14 protein-coding genes are annotated in these 17840 nt (G+C 26.9%); 13 read left to right on the top strand and 1 reads right to left on the bottom strand.

What is annotated here, in order from left to right; translation table 4 throughout:
* The first annotated feature begins 187 nt into the window (after positions 1-187).
* Together MCORR_RS01565 and dnaN are read left to right on the top strand one after the other, a co-directional pair.
* Positions 188-1510, top strand: coding sequence for a DnaA ATPase domain-containing protein (locus MCORR_RS01565; protein WP_104208017.1), 1323 nt, complete (start codon positions 188-190; stop codon positions 1508-1510).
* 197 nt (positions 1511-1707) lie between these two features.
* Positions 1708-2817, top strand: coding sequence for a DNA polymerase III subunit beta (dnaN, locus tag MCORR_RS01570; RefSeq protein ID WP_104207841.1), 1110 nt, complete (start codon positions 1708-1710; stop codon positions 2815-2817).
* 25 nt (positions 2818-2842) lie between these two features.
* Here the strand turns inward: dnaN and MCORR_RS01575 are convergent, their stop codons facing one another.
* Positions 2843-3808: a rod shape-determining protein gene (locus MCORR_RS01575; protein WP_104207842.1), complete on the bottom strand. Its 966-nt coding sequence runs from the start codon at positions 3806-3808 to the stop codon at positions 2843-2845.
* A 66-nt stretch (positions 3809-3874) separates the two neighbouring features.
* On the opposite strand from MCORR_RS01575, the gene rnmV reads away from it, so the two are divergent.
* From rnmV to ftsH, 11 genes are all read left to right on the top strand, one after another.
* Positions 3875-4408 carry a ribonuclease M5 gene (gene rnmV / locus MCORR_RS01580; protein ID WP_181021212.1) on the top strand — a complete coding sequence of 178 codons (534 nt, stop codon included), beginning with the start codon at positions 3875-3877 and terminating at the stop codon, positions 4406-4408.
* Position 4409: 1 nt separating this feature from the next.
* A complete protein-coding gene (gene rsmA / locus MCORR_RS01585; RefSeq protein WP_104207844.1) occupies positions 4410-5222 on the top strand; it encodes a 16S rRNA (adenine(1518)-N(6)/adenine(1519)-N(6))-dimethyltransferase RsmA in 813 nt (270 codons plus the stop codon).
* A gap of 170 nt (positions 5223-5392) precedes the next feature.
* The gene (gyrB, locus tag MCORR_RS01590; protein WP_104207845.1) at positions 5393-7300 is read left to right on the top strand and encodes a DNA topoisomerase (ATP-hydrolyzing) subunit B; all 1908 of its coding nucleotides are present in this window, start codon (positions 5393-5395) and stop codon (positions 7298-7300) included.
* Between the two features lie 17 nt (positions 7301-7317).
* Positions 7318-9798: a DNA gyrase subunit A gene (gyrA, locus tag MCORR_RS01595; protein ID WP_104207846.1), complete on the top strand. Its 2481-nt coding sequence runs from the start codon at positions 7318-7320 to the stop codon at positions 9796-9798.
* Positions 9799-9913: 115 nt separating this feature from the next.
* Positions 9914-11902, top strand: coding sequence for a DNA polymerase III subunit gamma/tau (gene dnaX / locus MCORR_RS01600; RefSeq protein ID WP_104207847.1), 1989 nt, complete (start codon positions 9914-9916; stop codon positions 11900-11902).
* A gap of 4 nt (positions 11903-11906) precedes the next feature.
* A complete protein-coding gene (gene recR / locus MCORR_RS01605) occupies positions 11907-12497 on the top strand; it encodes a recombination mediator RecR (RefSeq protein WP_104207848.1) in 591 nt (196 codons plus the stop codon).
* A 1-nt stretch (position 12498) separates the two neighbouring features.
* Entirely contained in the window at positions 12499-13125 is a 627-nt protein-coding gene (tmk, locus tag MCORR_RS01610; RefSeq protein WP_104207849.1) for a dTMP kinase, read from the top strand.
* Positions 13113-13862: a DNA polymerase III delta subunit-related protein gene (locus MCORR_RS01615; RefSeq protein ID WP_104207850.1), complete on the top strand. Its 750-nt coding sequence runs from the start codon at positions 13113-13115 to the stop codon at positions 13860-13862. The genes tmk and MCORR_RS01615 overlap by 13 nt, the downstream gene beginning before the upstream one ends.
* Positions 13863-14585 carry a tRNA1(Val) (adenine(37)-N6)-methyltransferase gene (locus MCORR_RS01620; RefSeq protein ID WP_104207851.1) on the top strand — a complete coding sequence of 241 codons (723 nt, stop codon included), beginning with the start codon at positions 13863-13865 and terminating at the stop codon, positions 14583-14585.
* 1 nt (position 14586) lies between these two features.
* Positions 14587-15774, top strand: a complete 1188-nt coding sequence (gene tilS, locus MCORR_RS01625) for a tRNA lysidine(34) synthetase TilS (protein ID WP_104207852.1) — start codon at positions 14587-14589, stop codon at positions 15772-15774.
* Between the two features lie 55 nt (positions 15775-15829).
* The gene (gene ftsH, locus MCORR_RS01630; RefSeq protein WP_104207853.1) at positions 15830-17803 is read left to right on the top strand and encodes an ATP-dependent zinc metalloprotease FtsH; all 1974 of its coding nucleotides are present in this window, start codon (positions 15830-15832) and stop codon (positions 17801-17803) included.
* The last annotated feature ends 37 nt before the right edge of the window (positions 17804-17840 follow it).

Consider the following 17840-nt stretch of genomic DNA (forward strand, 5'->3'; position numbering starts at 1 on the left):
TGTTTGTATTTTTTTATTTATTAGTGTACCTATTTTTTATAAATTAATATTTTTTTATTTATTGTGGAAAAGTGGAAAAAACCCTTTTGCAAATGGTTTTAAGCATTTGTATAATCATTTTATATGTGGGTTTATTTAAGTAAGGTTGTTTTTTATTTTTTTGTTGATAACTATTATTTTTTTTGTGATGGAATTGAGTGTTGTTTGACAAAAAGTATTGTCAGAGTTGTATTTAGATAAGACTGTTGATCAAGAAATTAAAAATGAATTTTTGCCATTTACTAACCTTTACAAAAAAAATTCAAAAGAATTTATAATTGAGGCAAAATCTACTTTAGCTTTATCTTTTTTAAATCAAATAAGTGGTCAAATAAAAACTTTTTTATCCTCATATATAAACGGTGATTTTGAATTGTTGTTTTTTTCTACAAAGAATTTGCCAAAAATTGATCACGAAGCACAAAATGATTTAAATTTTATTAAAAGTGGTCAATTATTTGAAAATTTTGTTATTGGTAAAAGCAATCGACAAGCTTTTATTGCTGCTAAATATTTTTCTGAAAGTGTAGATAATTCTGTTTTTAACCCATTGTTCATTTATGGAGATTCTGGTTTGGGTAAAACACACTTATTAGAATCAATAACTAATTTTATTAAAGACAAATCTACAAATAATAAAGTTTTATATTTAAAAGCTGATGAGTTTACCTCTCAGGTTGTAAGTATTTTAAATAGTGGAGATGCAGATATTGAAAAATTTAAAAATGACATTTTAAAAAATGATGTTTTTATTATTGATGATGTTCACTTCTTAACAAAAAGAGATAAAACTAATGAGTTTTTGTTTTATATAATTAATAATTTTTTAGAAAACGGGAAAAAGTTAGCTTTTTCTAGTGATAAGAACCCTGAATCTTTAAATGGTTTTGAAAGAAGGATGATAACTAGATTTAATTCTGGTTTGTCGGTTTGTGTTGAAACTTTAGATCCACAAACTGCTGAAGATATTTTAAAACTTAGAATTGGTGAGTTCAAATTAAAAAGAAGTGTTGAGCCTGCTGCTATTAAATTTTTAGCTAATAATTTTGGTGGAGATGCAAGGAAGTTGAAAAGTTTAGTTAACAGACTAGAATTATTAGTTATGAGTAATCCTGTTGATAGTACAATAACATTGGACGAGGTTGTTGTTTTTTTTAAAGACATTCCTTCATCGAATTTGGGTAAATTAAATGTTAAAAGAATAAAAGAGATTATTGGTGATAAGTTTGGTGTGAGTGTTAAAGCAATTGATGGAAAAGCTAGAACGACTGCTATTAAAGATGCAAGACATGTAGCTATGTTTTTTGTTAAAATTCTCTTAAATCACACTTCTACTCAAATTGGTTCAGAATTTGGTGGTAGAGATCATAGCACAGTGTTAAGCGCTATATCAAAGATTGAAAAAAACATTTACGAAGACAAAAAGTTTAAAAAATTAATTGATAGTTGAAAAAATGAAATAATGAATTAGTGTGGGTTTTATTGGAAATGTTTTTGTATACTATTTTACTAAATTGACTTCTTATTTAAGTTTTTAAAACTTTTCCACAAAACAACAGCATAATAAAAATATATAGAAATAAGTAATTAAGTAAATAGAAATAATACATTTGCTTTTAAAATCATTTATGTGAGATAATAATATAAGTTTTAGATTGGGAGATATTTATGAATATTAAAATTAACAGACAAGCTTTTTTAGATGGTATTAACAGTGCTAGTAAAATTATTGATCCAAAAAGCTTGTCTCCAGCAACAACGGGTGTTTTAATAGAAGTTGGAATAGATAAACTAACAATCATTTCGACAAACAATTCAACAAGCTTTAAAGTTGAATTACATGAACAAAATTCAGATCTTGAAATTACAACCCCTGGAACAATATTAGTTAAGCCAAAATTTATAATTGATACTTTGAAAAAACTTGAAAATCAATTTATTAAATTGAATGTTTTTGAAGAAAGTGAATTAGAAATAATTACAGAAAAGTCATCTTTAAAAATTGGTTTACTAGATCCAGAAGACTTCCCATTACTTGGTTTTGTTGAAAACGGACTTGAAATAACACTTTCACCATTAGAGTTTAAAAGTACAATTAATCAATTAATTAATTCAATAAACCCCTATAAGGAAAGAACTGTATTAACTGGTTTAAATTTAAAGACAAAAGAAGATTCAATTGTTTTTTCTGCAACAGATTTATTTAAAATATCTTTAAAGAAAATACCAATCAATACTCAGGGTGAAAAAATAAATATAATAATTCCCCACAAAACATTAACAGAATTAATAAAATTGATTGAGAATGTAAAAAAATTAAAAATTGTTGTTTTTGATAACTACACAACTTTTGTTTTTGATAACAAAACTTTTCAATCAATTTTAGTTGATGGTAATTACCCTGATGTTGAGTCTGCTTTCCCATCTGTTTTTGGAACATTAATAAAAGTCAAAACAAAAAAATTATTAAAGTTGCTAAACAGATTTGAGTTACCTTTTGAATCATCAGACCCCACAATAAACTTAAACATTAAAAAAAATGAGATAACACTTAAAACAACAGTTGATTCAGTTAAATATGAAGAAACCTTTAACGACTTTAAGTTTGGTGGTGAAGAAATTGAAGAAGTTAAATTTAATACAAGATTTATTTTAGAAGCAATTAAAACATTTGATTGTGAAGATTTAGAAATTAAATTTTCATTACCTTCAAGAATGGCTGTTATTTCTTCAGAAGAAGAACCAAATTTAAAACAAATCATTTTACCAAGAGCATAAAAGACCTTTCAAAATGGAAGGTCTTTTATTTATTATATTTTATTGCACCTTCAATTGCTGAATAGCCTTTTTTCTTAGAAATTGTTACAGGGAAATTAAAAAAATCTTCAAAGAAATCTTTAACACCAATAATTCCAGCTAAATCACCAGAAACAAATAAACCATTTTTAATAACACTACTTCTAATAATTGGAGATGACGATTCAAGAACGTTTGTTATAAGTGTTTTATAATTTGTAAATAATCTGATAAATAGTTTTTTAATTTCAGCACTAGCACAAACAATAACTCTACGATCATTTGTTATTAAGTCTCTACCAAAAATGCTTAATTCTAATTCATCTCTTAATTTAATAATCGTTCCAATTGATCACTTAATCTTTTCAACTGTTTCATCATTAATAACTAATTGATATTGTTCCTTTATAAATTGAATTATCATATCATCAAGTTCTTTTTCCCCAGCAATTGTTACCCCACTTTTTTCAATTTTACCATTTATGATTAATGCAACTTTTGAACATGAGTATCCAATGTCTAATATTAAAACCCCATACTCATCATTTACATTAGCATTTGAACCTATTGCTGATAAGAGTGTTTTTGATACAAACTCAACAGATGAAGCCCCACCCTCAACTTTTAAAATGTTATATATAAAATTTCTAATAAATTCTAAATCAGAACTTGGAGAAGAGACAATAACCTCAGCATTTTTAAAAACATTAAAAAAATCCTCAACAAGAATTTTTAAATAAGCTTTAAAAATTTCAAAATCTTGAACTGCATAATTTTTTAGCAATCGAACAACAACTAACGGATCATCTAATCTACCAATTGCATTTTCGACATCTTTACCAACTAAAACAATTTCTTTTGTTAAATTATTTCAACAAACAACAGATGAGTTGTCATAAACTTTACCACTAATTGATGAAATAATTCTTGTGTAATTTTCTTCTAAAACTATACCAACTTTTTTATTTTTCATACTTATCACTCTATTCTATTCACTATATTATAATATATAATTAATTTTAAATTAATAATAGGTGGGTTAAACATGTTGAATCAAATAGTTGTTGTTGAGGGTAAAACTGATTCTCAAAAACTTAAAAAAATATTCGGAAATAAACTTCAAACACTTGAGACAAATGGATTAGCATTAAATCAAAAAACATTAGATTCAATTAAAAAACTAAGTGAAAACAACGAAATTATTATTTTTACTGACCCTGATGGGCCAGGTAAAAAAATAAGAGAAACTATAATTAAAGAAGTAAATAAAAACATTTATAATGCTTTTATAAACAAAAAAAGTTTTACTTTTCAAGACAAAAAAATTGGAGTTGCTGAAGCTAACGAAGAAGAGATTAAGAAAGCTCTTAACAACATTATTAAATATAATGTAAATAATGAATCGATTTCTTGAATAGAGTATAAACAAAATGATATTTATTTAAAATCAAATAGAAATAAGATATCTAAAAAACTAGAAATTAATTTAGAGTTATCTTCAAAATCTCTGTTTAAATGACTTAATTGAATGAACTTAGATGTTAATAGCATTAAAAAGATATTGGAGGAATAAAATGAAAGTGGTAGCTAAAAAAAAGTTTGGGCAAAATTTTATAAGTGATAAAAATCTTATAACAAAAATAATTAGTATTTTAGGAGAAGATAAAAATCAACTTATAATTGAAATTGGTCCAGGAACTGGGGCGCTTACAAAAAAACTTGTTGAAAAATTTAAAAAAGTACTAGTTATTGAAATAGATACAGACATGGAATTAATTTTAAAATCAGAAATACAATCACCCAATTTACAAATATTAATTCAAGATGTTTTAAAAGTTGATTTCAAAACGTTAATTAATGATGCCAAAAAAAACTTTAGTAAAATATCAATAATTTCCAATATGCCATATTACATAACAAGTGAAATTTTATTTAAAACACTACAAAACTCTAATAATTTAAATAAGGCTGTTTTTATGATGCAAAAAGAAGTAGCACAAAGAGTTTGTGCAAACCAAGGTGAAAATAATTACAACAACCTTTCTGTGGCTTGTAGTTTTTTTGCTGAAAAAAAATATGAGTTTACAGTAAAAAAACAAATGTTTTCACCTGTTCCAAAAGTTGATTCATCAATAATCTCATTAACTTTCAATAGTAATAAATCACACTTAGTTAAAGATCAAGAGTATTTTTTAGTTTTTGTCAGAAAAATATTTAACAATAAAAGAAAAACTATTTTAAATAATCTTTCAAATATAACTAATGATAAAGAACTATCAAAAATAATTTTGAAAGAAGCAAAAATTAATGAAAATCTTAGACCCGAAGTAATAAGTTTGGATCAATTTATCGACATTTTTAACATTTTTACTAAAAACAAATTATAAAAATAGTCAAAAACAACATAACAAGTTATTTTAAAAGCATTTTAAGGGCTTTTTTAAGTTTTTTAACTATCTTAAAGAAAACCACCCCTAAAGCAGGTTAAAACACTTAAAAACAATGATTTTAAAGCCATTTTATATTATAATATAATAAGAAAATAGGAGATATTAAAATGGCAGAACAAAATTATGGTGCTGAATCGATTAAGGTACTTAAGGGTTTAGAAGCTGTTAGAAAACGCCCTGGTATGTATATTGGGTCAACTTCTAAATCAGGTTTACACCACTTAGTATGAGAAATTTTAGATAACTCAATTGATGAGGCTATGGCTGGTTTTGCAGACAAGATAACCCTAACATTAACAAAAGATGGTGAAGTTATTGTAGAAGACAATGGTCGTGGTATCCCTGTTGGTGTTCAACAAGATTCTGGTAAATCTGCACTAGAATTAGTTTTTACTCAATTACATGCTGGAGGAAAATTTGATTCTGATTCTTATAAAATTTCTGGAGGTCTTCATGGGGTTGGTGCTTCAGTTGTTAATGCGCTTTCTTTATATGTTGATGTTGAAGTAAAAAGAGAAGGTAAAATTCATAAACAAATTTTTAGTGCTGGTGGGACTATTCAAACTGAAATTGAAATTATAGGCGAAACAGTTCAAACTGGAACAAAAGTAAGATTTAAACCTGATCCAGAAATTTTTACTGAAGTTATTGATTATGATTATGAAACAGTTAGAAATAAAGTAAAACAGCTTTCATATTTAAATAAAGGTCTTGTTATTCAATTTAATGATGAAAGAATTGATAGATCAATTGAATATCACTTTCCAAATGGGATATTGGATTATGTAAAAGAAAAAAATGAAACAAAACAAAAAATTAACCCATCAGTATATTACATTGATGGAAAATATGGAGATATTGAAGTCGAAGTTGCGCTTCAATACAATGCTGAATATCAAGAAAGTTTAATTACTTTTGTCAATAACATTAATACTCACGAAGGTGGAACACACGAAGATGGTTTAAGGCAAGCTCTTGTTAGGGTTTTGAATAGGTATGCTGAAAAAGTTGCCATTGGTAATAAGCAAGCCGCTAAATATTCATGAGATGATATTAAAGAAGGTATGGTTTGTATAGTTTCGATTAGACATACCGATCCACAATATGAGGGGCAAACAAAAACAAAACTTGCAAACCCTGATGCCAAAAAAGCTGTTGATGTTGTTGTTGGTGACTCTTTTGAAGAATTCTTATTAAAATCACCAGAAGATGCTAAAGCTATTTTGGATAAAAATGCAAATGCTCAAAAAGCAAGAATTGCTGCTCAAAGAGCCAGAGAAGAAACAAGAAGAAAATCAGCATTAGATACTTTTTCGCTTCCAGGTAAATTAGCAGATTGTGAAAGCAAAGACCCATCAATTGCTGAATTATACCTTGTCGAAGGAGATTCAGCTGGGGGTAGTGCTAAAACTGGAAGAAATCGTAAATTTCAAGCAATATTACCTTTAAGAGGAAAAGTTTTAAACGTTGAGCGTGTTGCTGAAGTTAGAGCTTTTGCAAATGCTGAAATCAAATCAATTGTTACCGCAATTGGAACTGGGATTAAAGAAGAATTAGATCTTTCAAAAATTAGATATGGAAAAATTGTTATTATGACTGATGCTGATGTTGATGGTGCTCACATTAGAACATTGCTACTAACATTTTTCTATAGATACATGAAACAATTAGTGGATAATGGAAATATTTACATTGCCCAACCACCACTATTTAAAATTGAAGCAGGCAAAAAAGTTGAGTATGCTTACTCAGATGCTGAGTTAGAAAACTTCAAACAAAATGAGTTTAAAGATTCAAGATATACAATTCAAAGATATAAAGGTCTTGGAGAAATGGACCCAATTCAATTGTGAGAAACAACAATGGACCCCGAAAAAAGAACAATGTTACAAATAACACATGAAGACGCAGCTATAGCCAACGAAGTGTTCTCTGATTTAATGGGAGAAGATCCAGAGTTAAGAAGAAACTACATTCAAGAAAACGCAGAATTTGTAGAAAATATAGATTTTTAATAGGGTAGGTAGAGAATATGAATGAAGATAAAAAATTAGAACATAATCATGGGACAATAAAACATATTGATATTGCGGCTGAAGTTAGAAAAGATTTCTTAGAATACTCAATGTCTGTAATTGTTAGTCGTGCTCTTCCAGATTTAAAAGATGGTTTAAAACCAGTTCACAGACGTATTATATATGCTATGAATGATCTTGGAATTACTTCCGACAAACCTCATAAAAAATCTGCGCGTATTGTTGGGGAAGTTATTGGTAAGTATCACCCTCATGGTGATACAGCTGTTTATGAGTCAATGGTTAGAATGGCTCAAGACTTTTCTTACAGATATCCTTTAGTAGATGGACATGGTAACTTTGGTTCAATCGACGGTGATGGAGCTGCTGCTATGCGTTATACAGAAGCAAGGTTATCAAAAGTTGCTAATTATTTAATAAAAGATATTGACATGAACACTGTGCCTTTTGCAGATAACTATGATGCTAGTGAAATTGAGCCATCATATTTAACTGGTTATTTTCCAAATCTTTTAGCTAATGGAGCAATGGGTATTGCTGTTGGTATGGCTACAAGCATCCCACCACATAATTTAAGGGAAGTAATTTCTGCTATTTCTGCTTATATTAGTAATAAAGAAATAACGATTGATGAAATATTAGATAATCACATATTAGGTCCTGATTTTCCTACTGGGGCATTAATGACTAACGGAATTAGAATGCGTGAAGGTTATAAAACAGGCCGTGGTGCTGTTATTATTCGTGCAAAAATAGCACTTGAAGAATCAGACAGACATGCAAGATTTATTATTACTGAAATACCTTATCAAACAAATAAATCAAAATTAATTGAAAGAATTGCTGAATTAGTTAAAACTAAACAATTAGATGGAATATCAGATATTAGAGATGAATCTAACTATGAAGGAATTAGAGTTGTTATTGAATTAAAAAGAGATTCAAACCCAGATGTTGTATTATCAAAATTATATAAATTTACTAATCTGCAAACATCTTATTCATTAAATTTACTTTCATTACACAACAATATCCCAATGCTGTTGGATTTGAAAACAATTATTAAAAATTATGTTGAATTTCAAATTAATGTTATTATTAAAAGATCTGTTTTTGAAAAAGAAAAAATCGAAAAACGCCATCACATTCTTGACGCTTTAAATAGAGCTTTGGATAATATTGATGAAATTGTTAAAATACTTAGAAGTTCGCCTGAATCAAGTGAAGCTAAAAGTAAATTAACTGAAAAATTTGGTTTTGATGAAGAACAAAACAAAGCTATTTTAGAAATGCGTTTACAACGTTTAGTTGGTCTTGAAAGAAGCAAAATTCAAACCGAAATGCAACAAATTAAAGAAAGAATTAATTATCTAGAAAAATTAATTTCAAATAATGATGAACAAAACGATGTTCTTAAAAATCAGTTAAATGAAATATCTCTAAAATTCGGTGATGACAGAAGATCTGAAATCATTGATGAAGGGTTGATGGATATTGAAGATGAAGAGTTAATTCCGGATGTCAAAACTATGATTCTTTTAAGTCAAGAAGGTTATATAAGAAGAGTTGATCCTGAAGAATTTAGAATTCAAAAACGTGGTGGGCGTGGTGTTAGTGTTAATTCAAATAATGATGATCCAATTGTAATTTCTGAAATGGGCAAAATGAGAGATTGAGTTTTGTTTTTTACTAATTCAGGTAAAGTATTTAGAACTAAAGCTTACAATATTAGACAGTACTCAAGAACAGCAAGAGGATTACCAATCATCAACTTCTTGAATGGGTTGACTAATGAAGATAAAATAACTGCAATATTACCATTAAGGAATGTTAAAGAAAAAATGAAGTACTTAACATTTATAACTGAAAAAGGAATGATTAAAAAAACCGATATTAAATTATTTGATAGCATAAACAAAAACGGAAAAATTGCAATTAACTTAAAAGAACAAGATCAACTAGTAACTGTTTTTGCAACAACTGGTGAAGATACAGTTTTTGTTGCAAACAAATCAGGAAAAGTTATAAGAATCCAAGAAAAAATAGTTAGACCTTTATCAAGAACAGCTTCTGGTGTTAAAGTAATTAAACTTGATAAAGAAGATGTTGTTGTTGGAGCGGTAAGTTCATTTGGTGTTGAAAACATAACAACAATTTCTGCAAAAGGAAGCTTTAAAAAAACAAAAATCGAAGAGTACAGAATTTCTGGGCGTAACGGTAAAGGTGTTAAGGTTATGAATATAAATATAAAAACTGGTGAATTTAAATCAATCATTGCCGCAAGAGAAACAGATTTAATTTGTATTATTTCAACAGATGGTAATTTAATTAAAACTAAAGTTTCTGATATACCTGTGTTGGGTAGATCAGCTAGTGGGGTTAGAGGAATCAAACTATCTGAAAAAAATAAAATTAAATCAGTTCTTCTTCAATACCGTAAACACGGTGAAGAAAACATTGATTTTGAAGAAGATTAATAAGTAAATAAAAAACGCAGAAATGCGTTTTTTATTTAAAACGTCCGAAAAATAAAATAAATTCTTTTAACCTTTTAAAATGATAAAATAAATAAAGGAAAGTGAGATCATCAGAATGAATAATAACACAACAATTTATCGTAAGTATAGACCAAGTAATTTTAATTCTGTTGCAGGTCACAAAAATGTAGTAGAAATATTAAAAAAACAACTTCAAACAAATAAAATTGCTCAATCATTTCTATTTGCAGGACAAAGAGGTACTGGTAAAACATCTATAGCAAGAATACTAGCTAAAAGTGTTAATTGTGAAAATCTAATTGAAGGTCTTTCATGTGAAACCTGTAAAAATTGTGTGTCTTCTAATGAACAAAAAAACCCAGACATTATAGAAATGGATGCAGCTTCAAATAACGGGGTTGATGAAATTAGAGATATAAAAAACAACGTATCAACATTGCCTTTAATTGGTAAATATAAGGTATACATTATTGACGAAGTTCACATGCTCACGAAAGCAGCTTTTAATGCTCTTTTAAAAACCCTTGAAGAACCACCAAAACATGCAATATTTATTTTAGCTACAACTGAGTATTCAAGAATACCTGCGACTATTATTTCAAGATGTCAAATATTTAATTTTAAAAAAATAGATAAAAGTGCAATTAAAGCTAGAGTAAAATTTATTATTGAGAATGAAGGATTTAAAGTTGAAGAAGAAGTTCTAACAGAAATAGCAATTCTTTGTGATGGTTCGCTAAGGGATGCTTCTAATATAATTGAACAATTAATAAATATATCAAACATACAAATTTCAATGAATGATTTAAAGTCAATTTTTTATGTTGCACCAAAACAAGAAAAAATAGAATTAATTCTAAATATAATTCAAAATAATCCTCAAAATATTATTAAGTATTTTGAAGATGCTGATAATCAAGGTATGGATTTTGATGTCTTAACATTAAGTTTAATTGAAATATTAAAAGAAATTATAGAGTTTAAATTTTTAAAATTAGAAAGTTACTTATCAGTTTTAGATCAAGAAGATTTAAACAATTTTAATGAAGTTGAAATAAAAGAATTATTCAAAATAGCAGACAACCTAAGTGAAGTTTATGCAAAAACAAAGGGTACAAACATCAATTTCAATTATCTTTTAATTAGTATTTTAAAACTTCTTGATAAAAGCATAGGTTTTACAATAAAAGATGAAATAGTAAATAAAAACACCGCTAATCATAAAATAAATTCTCTAGTTTTTAAACCAAGTGAAGCTGAAGAAACAATACAAACCACTAAACCTTTAACTTATTCTGCTTCAAAAGATTTTATGAGCGAATTTAATGAAAAAGCAAAGGAAGAAATAAAACAAGAAGAAATTAAAAACGTTGAACATAATCTTTTTTCAAATCAGAATCAAACAAATAAAACTCTTGAATTTACATTTAATAAATCAGAAGAGATTATGGAAACAAACAAACAAGAAAAAATATCAGAAGAAATTATTGTTGATCAAAAAGAAGTATTATTTGAAACAGTTGATTCAATTATTTTTGATCTAAAACAAAAAATATTTGAAAATGAAAACAAAAAATCATTTCTAGTTTCAATAATAGAAGTAATAAATTTATTATTAAAAGCAAACAAAGATACAAGAGAGGAAAACCAAATAATTTTAGACAATATATTTAATGTTGATAATGAAGGAAAATTTGTTAATAAAGAATTAGCTAATGAATTATCGCCGCTTATAGGCTTTAAAATAATAGCTAGCTCAGAAAACCAAATATTATTAAGACACGATAATTTTAAAAATGTTAAATATCTTTGCTACTCACTTTTAGAAGAATCCTTTTTAAAAAAAATTAAAACTATTTTTAAGGGAAGAATCATCATTCCTATATCAGAAACATTATGAAATGATATTAAAATTGAATATAAACAATTAAAAGAAAATAACACTTTACCCAAATATATTCCCAGAAGTTTTAACGAATATTATGAAGAAAAAAGAAAATCACTTTTATCAAGTAGTGTTGATGAAAAGACTTTAAAAGCTGCTTCTGAATTATTTAATATAGAAGATATGGAAGTGGAATAAATAAATGAAAAATAATTTAATAGAAAAAATTGTTTATGAAATTTCAAAAAATACAAGTTTAACCCAAAAAACAACACAGAGATTATTGAATAATTTAATTAAAGACCAAGATATTTTTAATAACTTTATCAAAAACTTAGATACTTTAAAAACACAAGTTTCAATGTGTTGTATTTGCAACTATTACAAAATAGATAAAAAATGCATTATATGTTCTGATGAATCAAGAGACCAAAATATAATTTGTGTAGTATCTAATCAATTAAATGTTGATAATATTGAAAAAAATAATCAATATAAGGGTTTGTACCATGTTCTTGATTCAGAAATAAATTTAAATAAAAATGTTTCTCCAAATGATATAGATTTTGAAAGTTTATTTAAAAGACTTTCAAAATCAAAGGAATTGATATTAGCCTTAAATGCTACTTTTGAAGGTGAATTAACCGCTAATTACATTTATCATGAAACAAAAAAACTGAATATTAATGTAACTAGGATTGCTAAAGGGATTCCAATGGGGGGTTCATTAGACTACATGGATGAATCAACGTTGATTGATGCATTTAAAAATAGAAAGAAATACGAGGTTTAATATGTTTATAACTTTAGAAGGAATGGATGGTAGTGGCAAAACAACTGTTATTCAAAGATTAAAAAAAGACTTAGAAGCACAAGGATATTCTGTTGTTTTAACTAGAGAACCTGGCGGCCTTGAAATTTGTGAAAAAATTAGATCAATACTACTTGATAAAGATGACAATAAAATAGAGTCTTGAACCGAAGCTCTTTTATTTATAGCTGCTAGAAAAGAACACCTTGAAAAGTTAATTAAACCCGAACTTGAAAAAGGTAATATTGTTATTTCAGACAGATTTTTAGATTCAACATCTGCTTATCAAGGAGGGGCTAGAAATTTAGGGGTTGAAAGAATTCAATCTCTCCAAGAAGAAATACTCGGTAATTGTTTGCCAAATCTAACTTTATATTTTAAACTTTCTTTTGAAGAAGCTGAGAAAAGAATTTCAAAAAGACTAGAAGATAAAAATAGATTAGACGAAGAAACACAGTTATTTAAAGAAAAAGTTAAAGAAGCATTTGAAAAAATTGTTATTCAAAACCCTGAAAGAGTTAAAGTTGTTGATGCCTCGCTTGATGAAAATGGTGTCTATGAAAGTTCAATCAAAATAATAAGAGAAGAATTAAGTAAATGAAAAAAATAGAGATTAAAAACAACTTAGCAAAATTAATAAAAGAAAACAGAATGTTTCATTCTATAATTTTGTCAGGAAAAAATTATGCTGAAGTTATAACAGTCTCTAATGATCTGGCAAGAATGTTTTTTTGTGAAAAAACAAACATTGATAATGATAAGTGCAATGCTTGCAAAAGATTTTTATCAAATAATATAATTGATTATTTAAAAATAGGTGATGGTAATTTACCAATTACAAAAGTGCAAGTACAAGAAATTATTTCAAGATTTTCGCTTACTTCAGTTGAAAAATTTAATAAAAAAGTTTATGTTATTGATTGTGCTGAAAACCTTAAAAATGATGCTGCTAACTCTTTACTTAAATTTTTAGAAGAACCACCAATAAACACATTTTCAATATTGCTAACAAAAAATAAAACAGATATTTTGCCAACAATAAGATCTAGATGTAATCTCATAAATGTAGAAAACGAAAAGATAATAGATTGTAAAAACAATATATTAGTAGATATGCTTTATAAAAATAAAGAAGATATACTATTATCTAATATTGATATTAAAAAAATTGAAAAAAGCGAACTAATTAAACTATCAGAAGACGCTTATGAAATAATAAAAGAAAAATTTCCTTTAAACACAAATTTATTTGAAGTTTGATTAGAGTTTATTTTGGACTTAAAATTTTCTATTTCAAAAAATATAAGCATAGATAATTGATTAATAAATGTTACAGAGGTGATCTAAGTGAAGGTTTTAAATAATTTATTAGATTACAAAAACAGAAAAATTTTTCAAGATACTGAAATGTTTAATTTTACTCTTGATAGTGTTTTAATATCAAGATTTATAAAACTAAATAATAAAAGAAAGAAAATAGCAGACTTTGGAACTAACAACGCTGTTATTCCTTTAATAATAAGTAAATATACTGATGCTAAAATTTATGGAGTAGAGATTCAAAGTGTTGCTGCAAAGATTGCAGAAGAAAATATAACAATTAATAGTTTAGAAAATCAAATTAAAATAATTAATAAAGATATTAAGGTTTTTGCAAAAGAAAACGCAAATCAATTTGATATGGTTATTTGCAACCCTCCATTTTTTAAAAAACATGAAGAATCAAAAACTAAAAAAATTAGTCAGGAAGTTGTTAATGCTCGTCATGAAACACTAATAACACTTGAAGAAATTATTCAAAGTGCTAAACTCATTTTAAAAAATGGTGGATCTTTAACACTGGTTCACAGGCCAGAAAGAACTGGTGAAATAATTAATTTGTTATATAAATACTCATTTTTTCCAAAAAGAATGCAATTTGTTTATTCTAAAAAGAATGGAGTGGCTAAAACAATGTTAATTGATGCTATTTTAGAGGGTAATGAAGGTATGGAGATACTTGAACCAATAATTTCACACAATGATGATGAGTCTTATACCAACCAGTTACTAAAGCTGTTTAAGGATTAATATGAAATTAGATAAAAATAAAAAATATATTATTGGTGTTTCTGGTGGCCCTGATAGCATGTATCTTTTAGAATTTTTAAAAAAAGAACAAATAAAAAATGTAATAGTTTGTCACGTTAATTATCATTATCGTAAAGAATCAAATTATGATCAAAAAATTGTAGAAGACTACTGTGCTATAAATGATTTAAAGTTAAAAGTTTTAAACGTAGATCAAGATTACAAAAAGTTAAATAGCAATTTTGAATCTTGAGCAAGAGAAGTAAGGTATAACTTTTTTTTAAAAATAGCAAAAGAAAATAATTTTGAAAATTTGTTGTTGGGTCACAATTTAAATGATTCAATAGAAACATTTATAATGCAAAAACAAAGAAACAATCTTGTTTCATTTTTTGGAATAAAAAAAATATCAAAAAATAAAATTCTTGATGTATATAGACCTTTATTAAATATAAAAAAAAGTGAAATACTAAAATTTTTGAATGAAAATAAAATCAAGTATGCTTTAGATGATACAAATAATGATGAAAAATTCAAAAGAAACAAAATTAGAAAATCTTTAAATGAAAACGATTTTGAATTAATTGTAAATGAAATTAATTTTAAAAATTTAGAACTAAATAAAATTATGAATAAAGTTGATTCATTTATTAAAAGTAATATTGACAAAGAAAGTCTCAACTTAAATCAAAATTTACAAACAAGCGAATTAGATTTTATTCAAAGATGTATTTTTGAGTGATTAAAAAGAATAAAAAAAGATTTTTTAATATACAATAGATCAAACAAAACTTTAAATGAAATTGCTAAAAAAATAAAATTATCAAATAAAGCTTTTTGAGAAATACAAATAGAAAATTTTATTATTTTTAAAGACTATAATAAATTAAAAATAATAAACAAAAATTTAAAAACAAAAAAAACAGTTAAAATAAATAGTGAAGAAGATTTTAAAAAAATATTTTTTTTTATAAACTATAAAGAAATTGTAGGTGTGATAAAAAGAGATGGTTTGTTGTTTCCATATGTTGTTACAAACGATTATAATTACTATAAGACAAGAACTAAAGTTGGAAATAAAAAAACAAATAGATTTTTTATTGATAAAAAAATTAATAATTACAACAGAATAGCAAAAGCAGTTGTTTTTAGTACAAAAGATTACAAAATCTTAAATAAAATTAAGTAGTTATATGTTATAAAAATGTTATTATATATTTAACGAAAACCGAAAGGAAGTTCTAATGACTAACAAAAAATCAAAATCAACACTGTGAGCATGAATTATAATTATCGCAGCAATATTAATAATATCTGCAATAGTGGCTGTTTCAAGTGAAGGAACAACAGAAAAAATAAATTGAGCGCAATTAGAAAAATGAATCATAGCTTCTGCTCCAACGCCTAACCCTAAAGATAACCCAGTTTGAGCAAATGTTATTGTTTATAATAATGCATACAATACTTCAATTGTTACTGGTCTTCATCAAATAACAGGAGAAGATGGTGTTGCTAGATATGTTAAATTTAAAGCATATATACAAACAAGTAACATTTCATTAGAAATAGAAACTGATGCCGGAACAACTGTTACTGTTGGTAAAATATGAGAGGCTTTGCAATACACAGGACAAACTTGAGTAGCATTGTTATCTTCATTATTGCCAATGTTATTAATGATAGTTGTTTATGGTAGTTTAATTTACTTTATGATGAAAAGCTCTGCTGGAGCAGGTTCTGCATCGGGTGGTATATTTGGTATGGGAAAAAACAGAGCTCGTGCTGAAAAATCATTAGTTAAATTTTCAGATGTTGCTGGAATAGAAGAAGAAAAATCCGAGTTAATTGAATTAGTTGATTACTTAAAAAATCCAACAAAATATGAAGAAGCTGGAGCAAGAGCCCCAAAAGGTGTTCTTATGGAAGGTCCACCAGGAACTGGTAAAACACTTTTAGCTAAAGCTGTTGCTGGTGAAGCTGGAGTTTCCTTCTTTTCAATAGCTGGTTCAGAATTTGAAGAAATGTTTGTTGGAGTTGGAGCAAGTCGTGTTCGTGAAATGTTTAGTGATGCAAAAAAAACCGCACCTGCCATTATTTTTATTGATGAAATTGATGCTGTTGGTAGAAAAAGAAATGGAAATATCGGTGGTGCTGGAAGTGAACAAACTCTTAACCAACTATTAGTTGAAATGGATGGTTTTGGAACTAACTCAGGTATTATTGTTATGGCTGCAACAAACCGTGCAGACGTATTAGATCCAGCATTATTAAGGCCAGGTCGTTTTGATAGAGTTATTCAAGTTACTTTACCAGATATTAAAGAACGTAAATCTATTTTAGAATTGCATGCAAAAGGCAAAAAAATTGACAAAACAGTTGATTGATATAGAGTTGCTGAAAGAACTCCTGGGTTTTCTGGGGCACAACTTGAAAACGTTTTAAATGAAGCAGCAATATTAATGGTTAGAGAAAACAAAAACATTATTAGTATTGTTGAAATTGATGAAGCCATTGATCGTGTAGTTGGTGGACCGGCTAAAAAATCAAGAGCCATGACAAAACTTGATAAAGATATTGTTTCTTATCACGAATCTGGGCATGCATTAATTGGTTTAAAATTAGATAGTGCATCTAAGGTGCAAAAGGTAACTATCATTCCACGTGGTAATGCTGGTGGGTATACAATTATGACACCAAAAGATGAAACAGTATTTTCATCTAAAAAAGATTTATTAGCAAATATTGCTGGGTATCTTGGTGGTCGCGCTGCTGAAGAAATTAAGTTTGGTAAAGACAATGTAACAACAGGTGCTCATGATGATTTAGATAAAGCTACAAACATTGCAAGAAGAATGGTTGTTCAATTTGGTATGTCTTCATTGGGTATGACTAAATTCTTAACAATGGCTGAAGAGTCATATGGTAAGATTGAAGGAACATATTCAGATGAAACTGCGGCTAGAATTGATGCTGAAATTTCTAAAATTTTAGAAGAGTCATACATAATATCTTTAAAAGTTATCAAAGAAAACATGGATACTTTAGAATTACTTGCTGAATCATTAAGAGTTCTTGAAACAATAACTGCAGAACAAATTGATTACATTCACAAAAATAAAAAATTACCTCCAGAAGTTGTTGAGCAAAAAGCAAAACTTACTCCTGAAGAACCTGTTTTGGAAATTAAAGCTGAAGAATCTAAAGAAGATGCTGAATAAAAACAAAAATATCTTAACCACACGGTTAGATATTTTT

It is taken from the genome of Mesoplasma corruscae (genome assembly GCF_002930145.1).
In the GTDB taxonomy this organism is placed as follows: domain Bacteria; phylum Bacillota_I; class Bacilli_A; order Mycoplasmatales; family Mycoplasmataceae; genus Entomoplasma; species Entomoplasma ellychniae.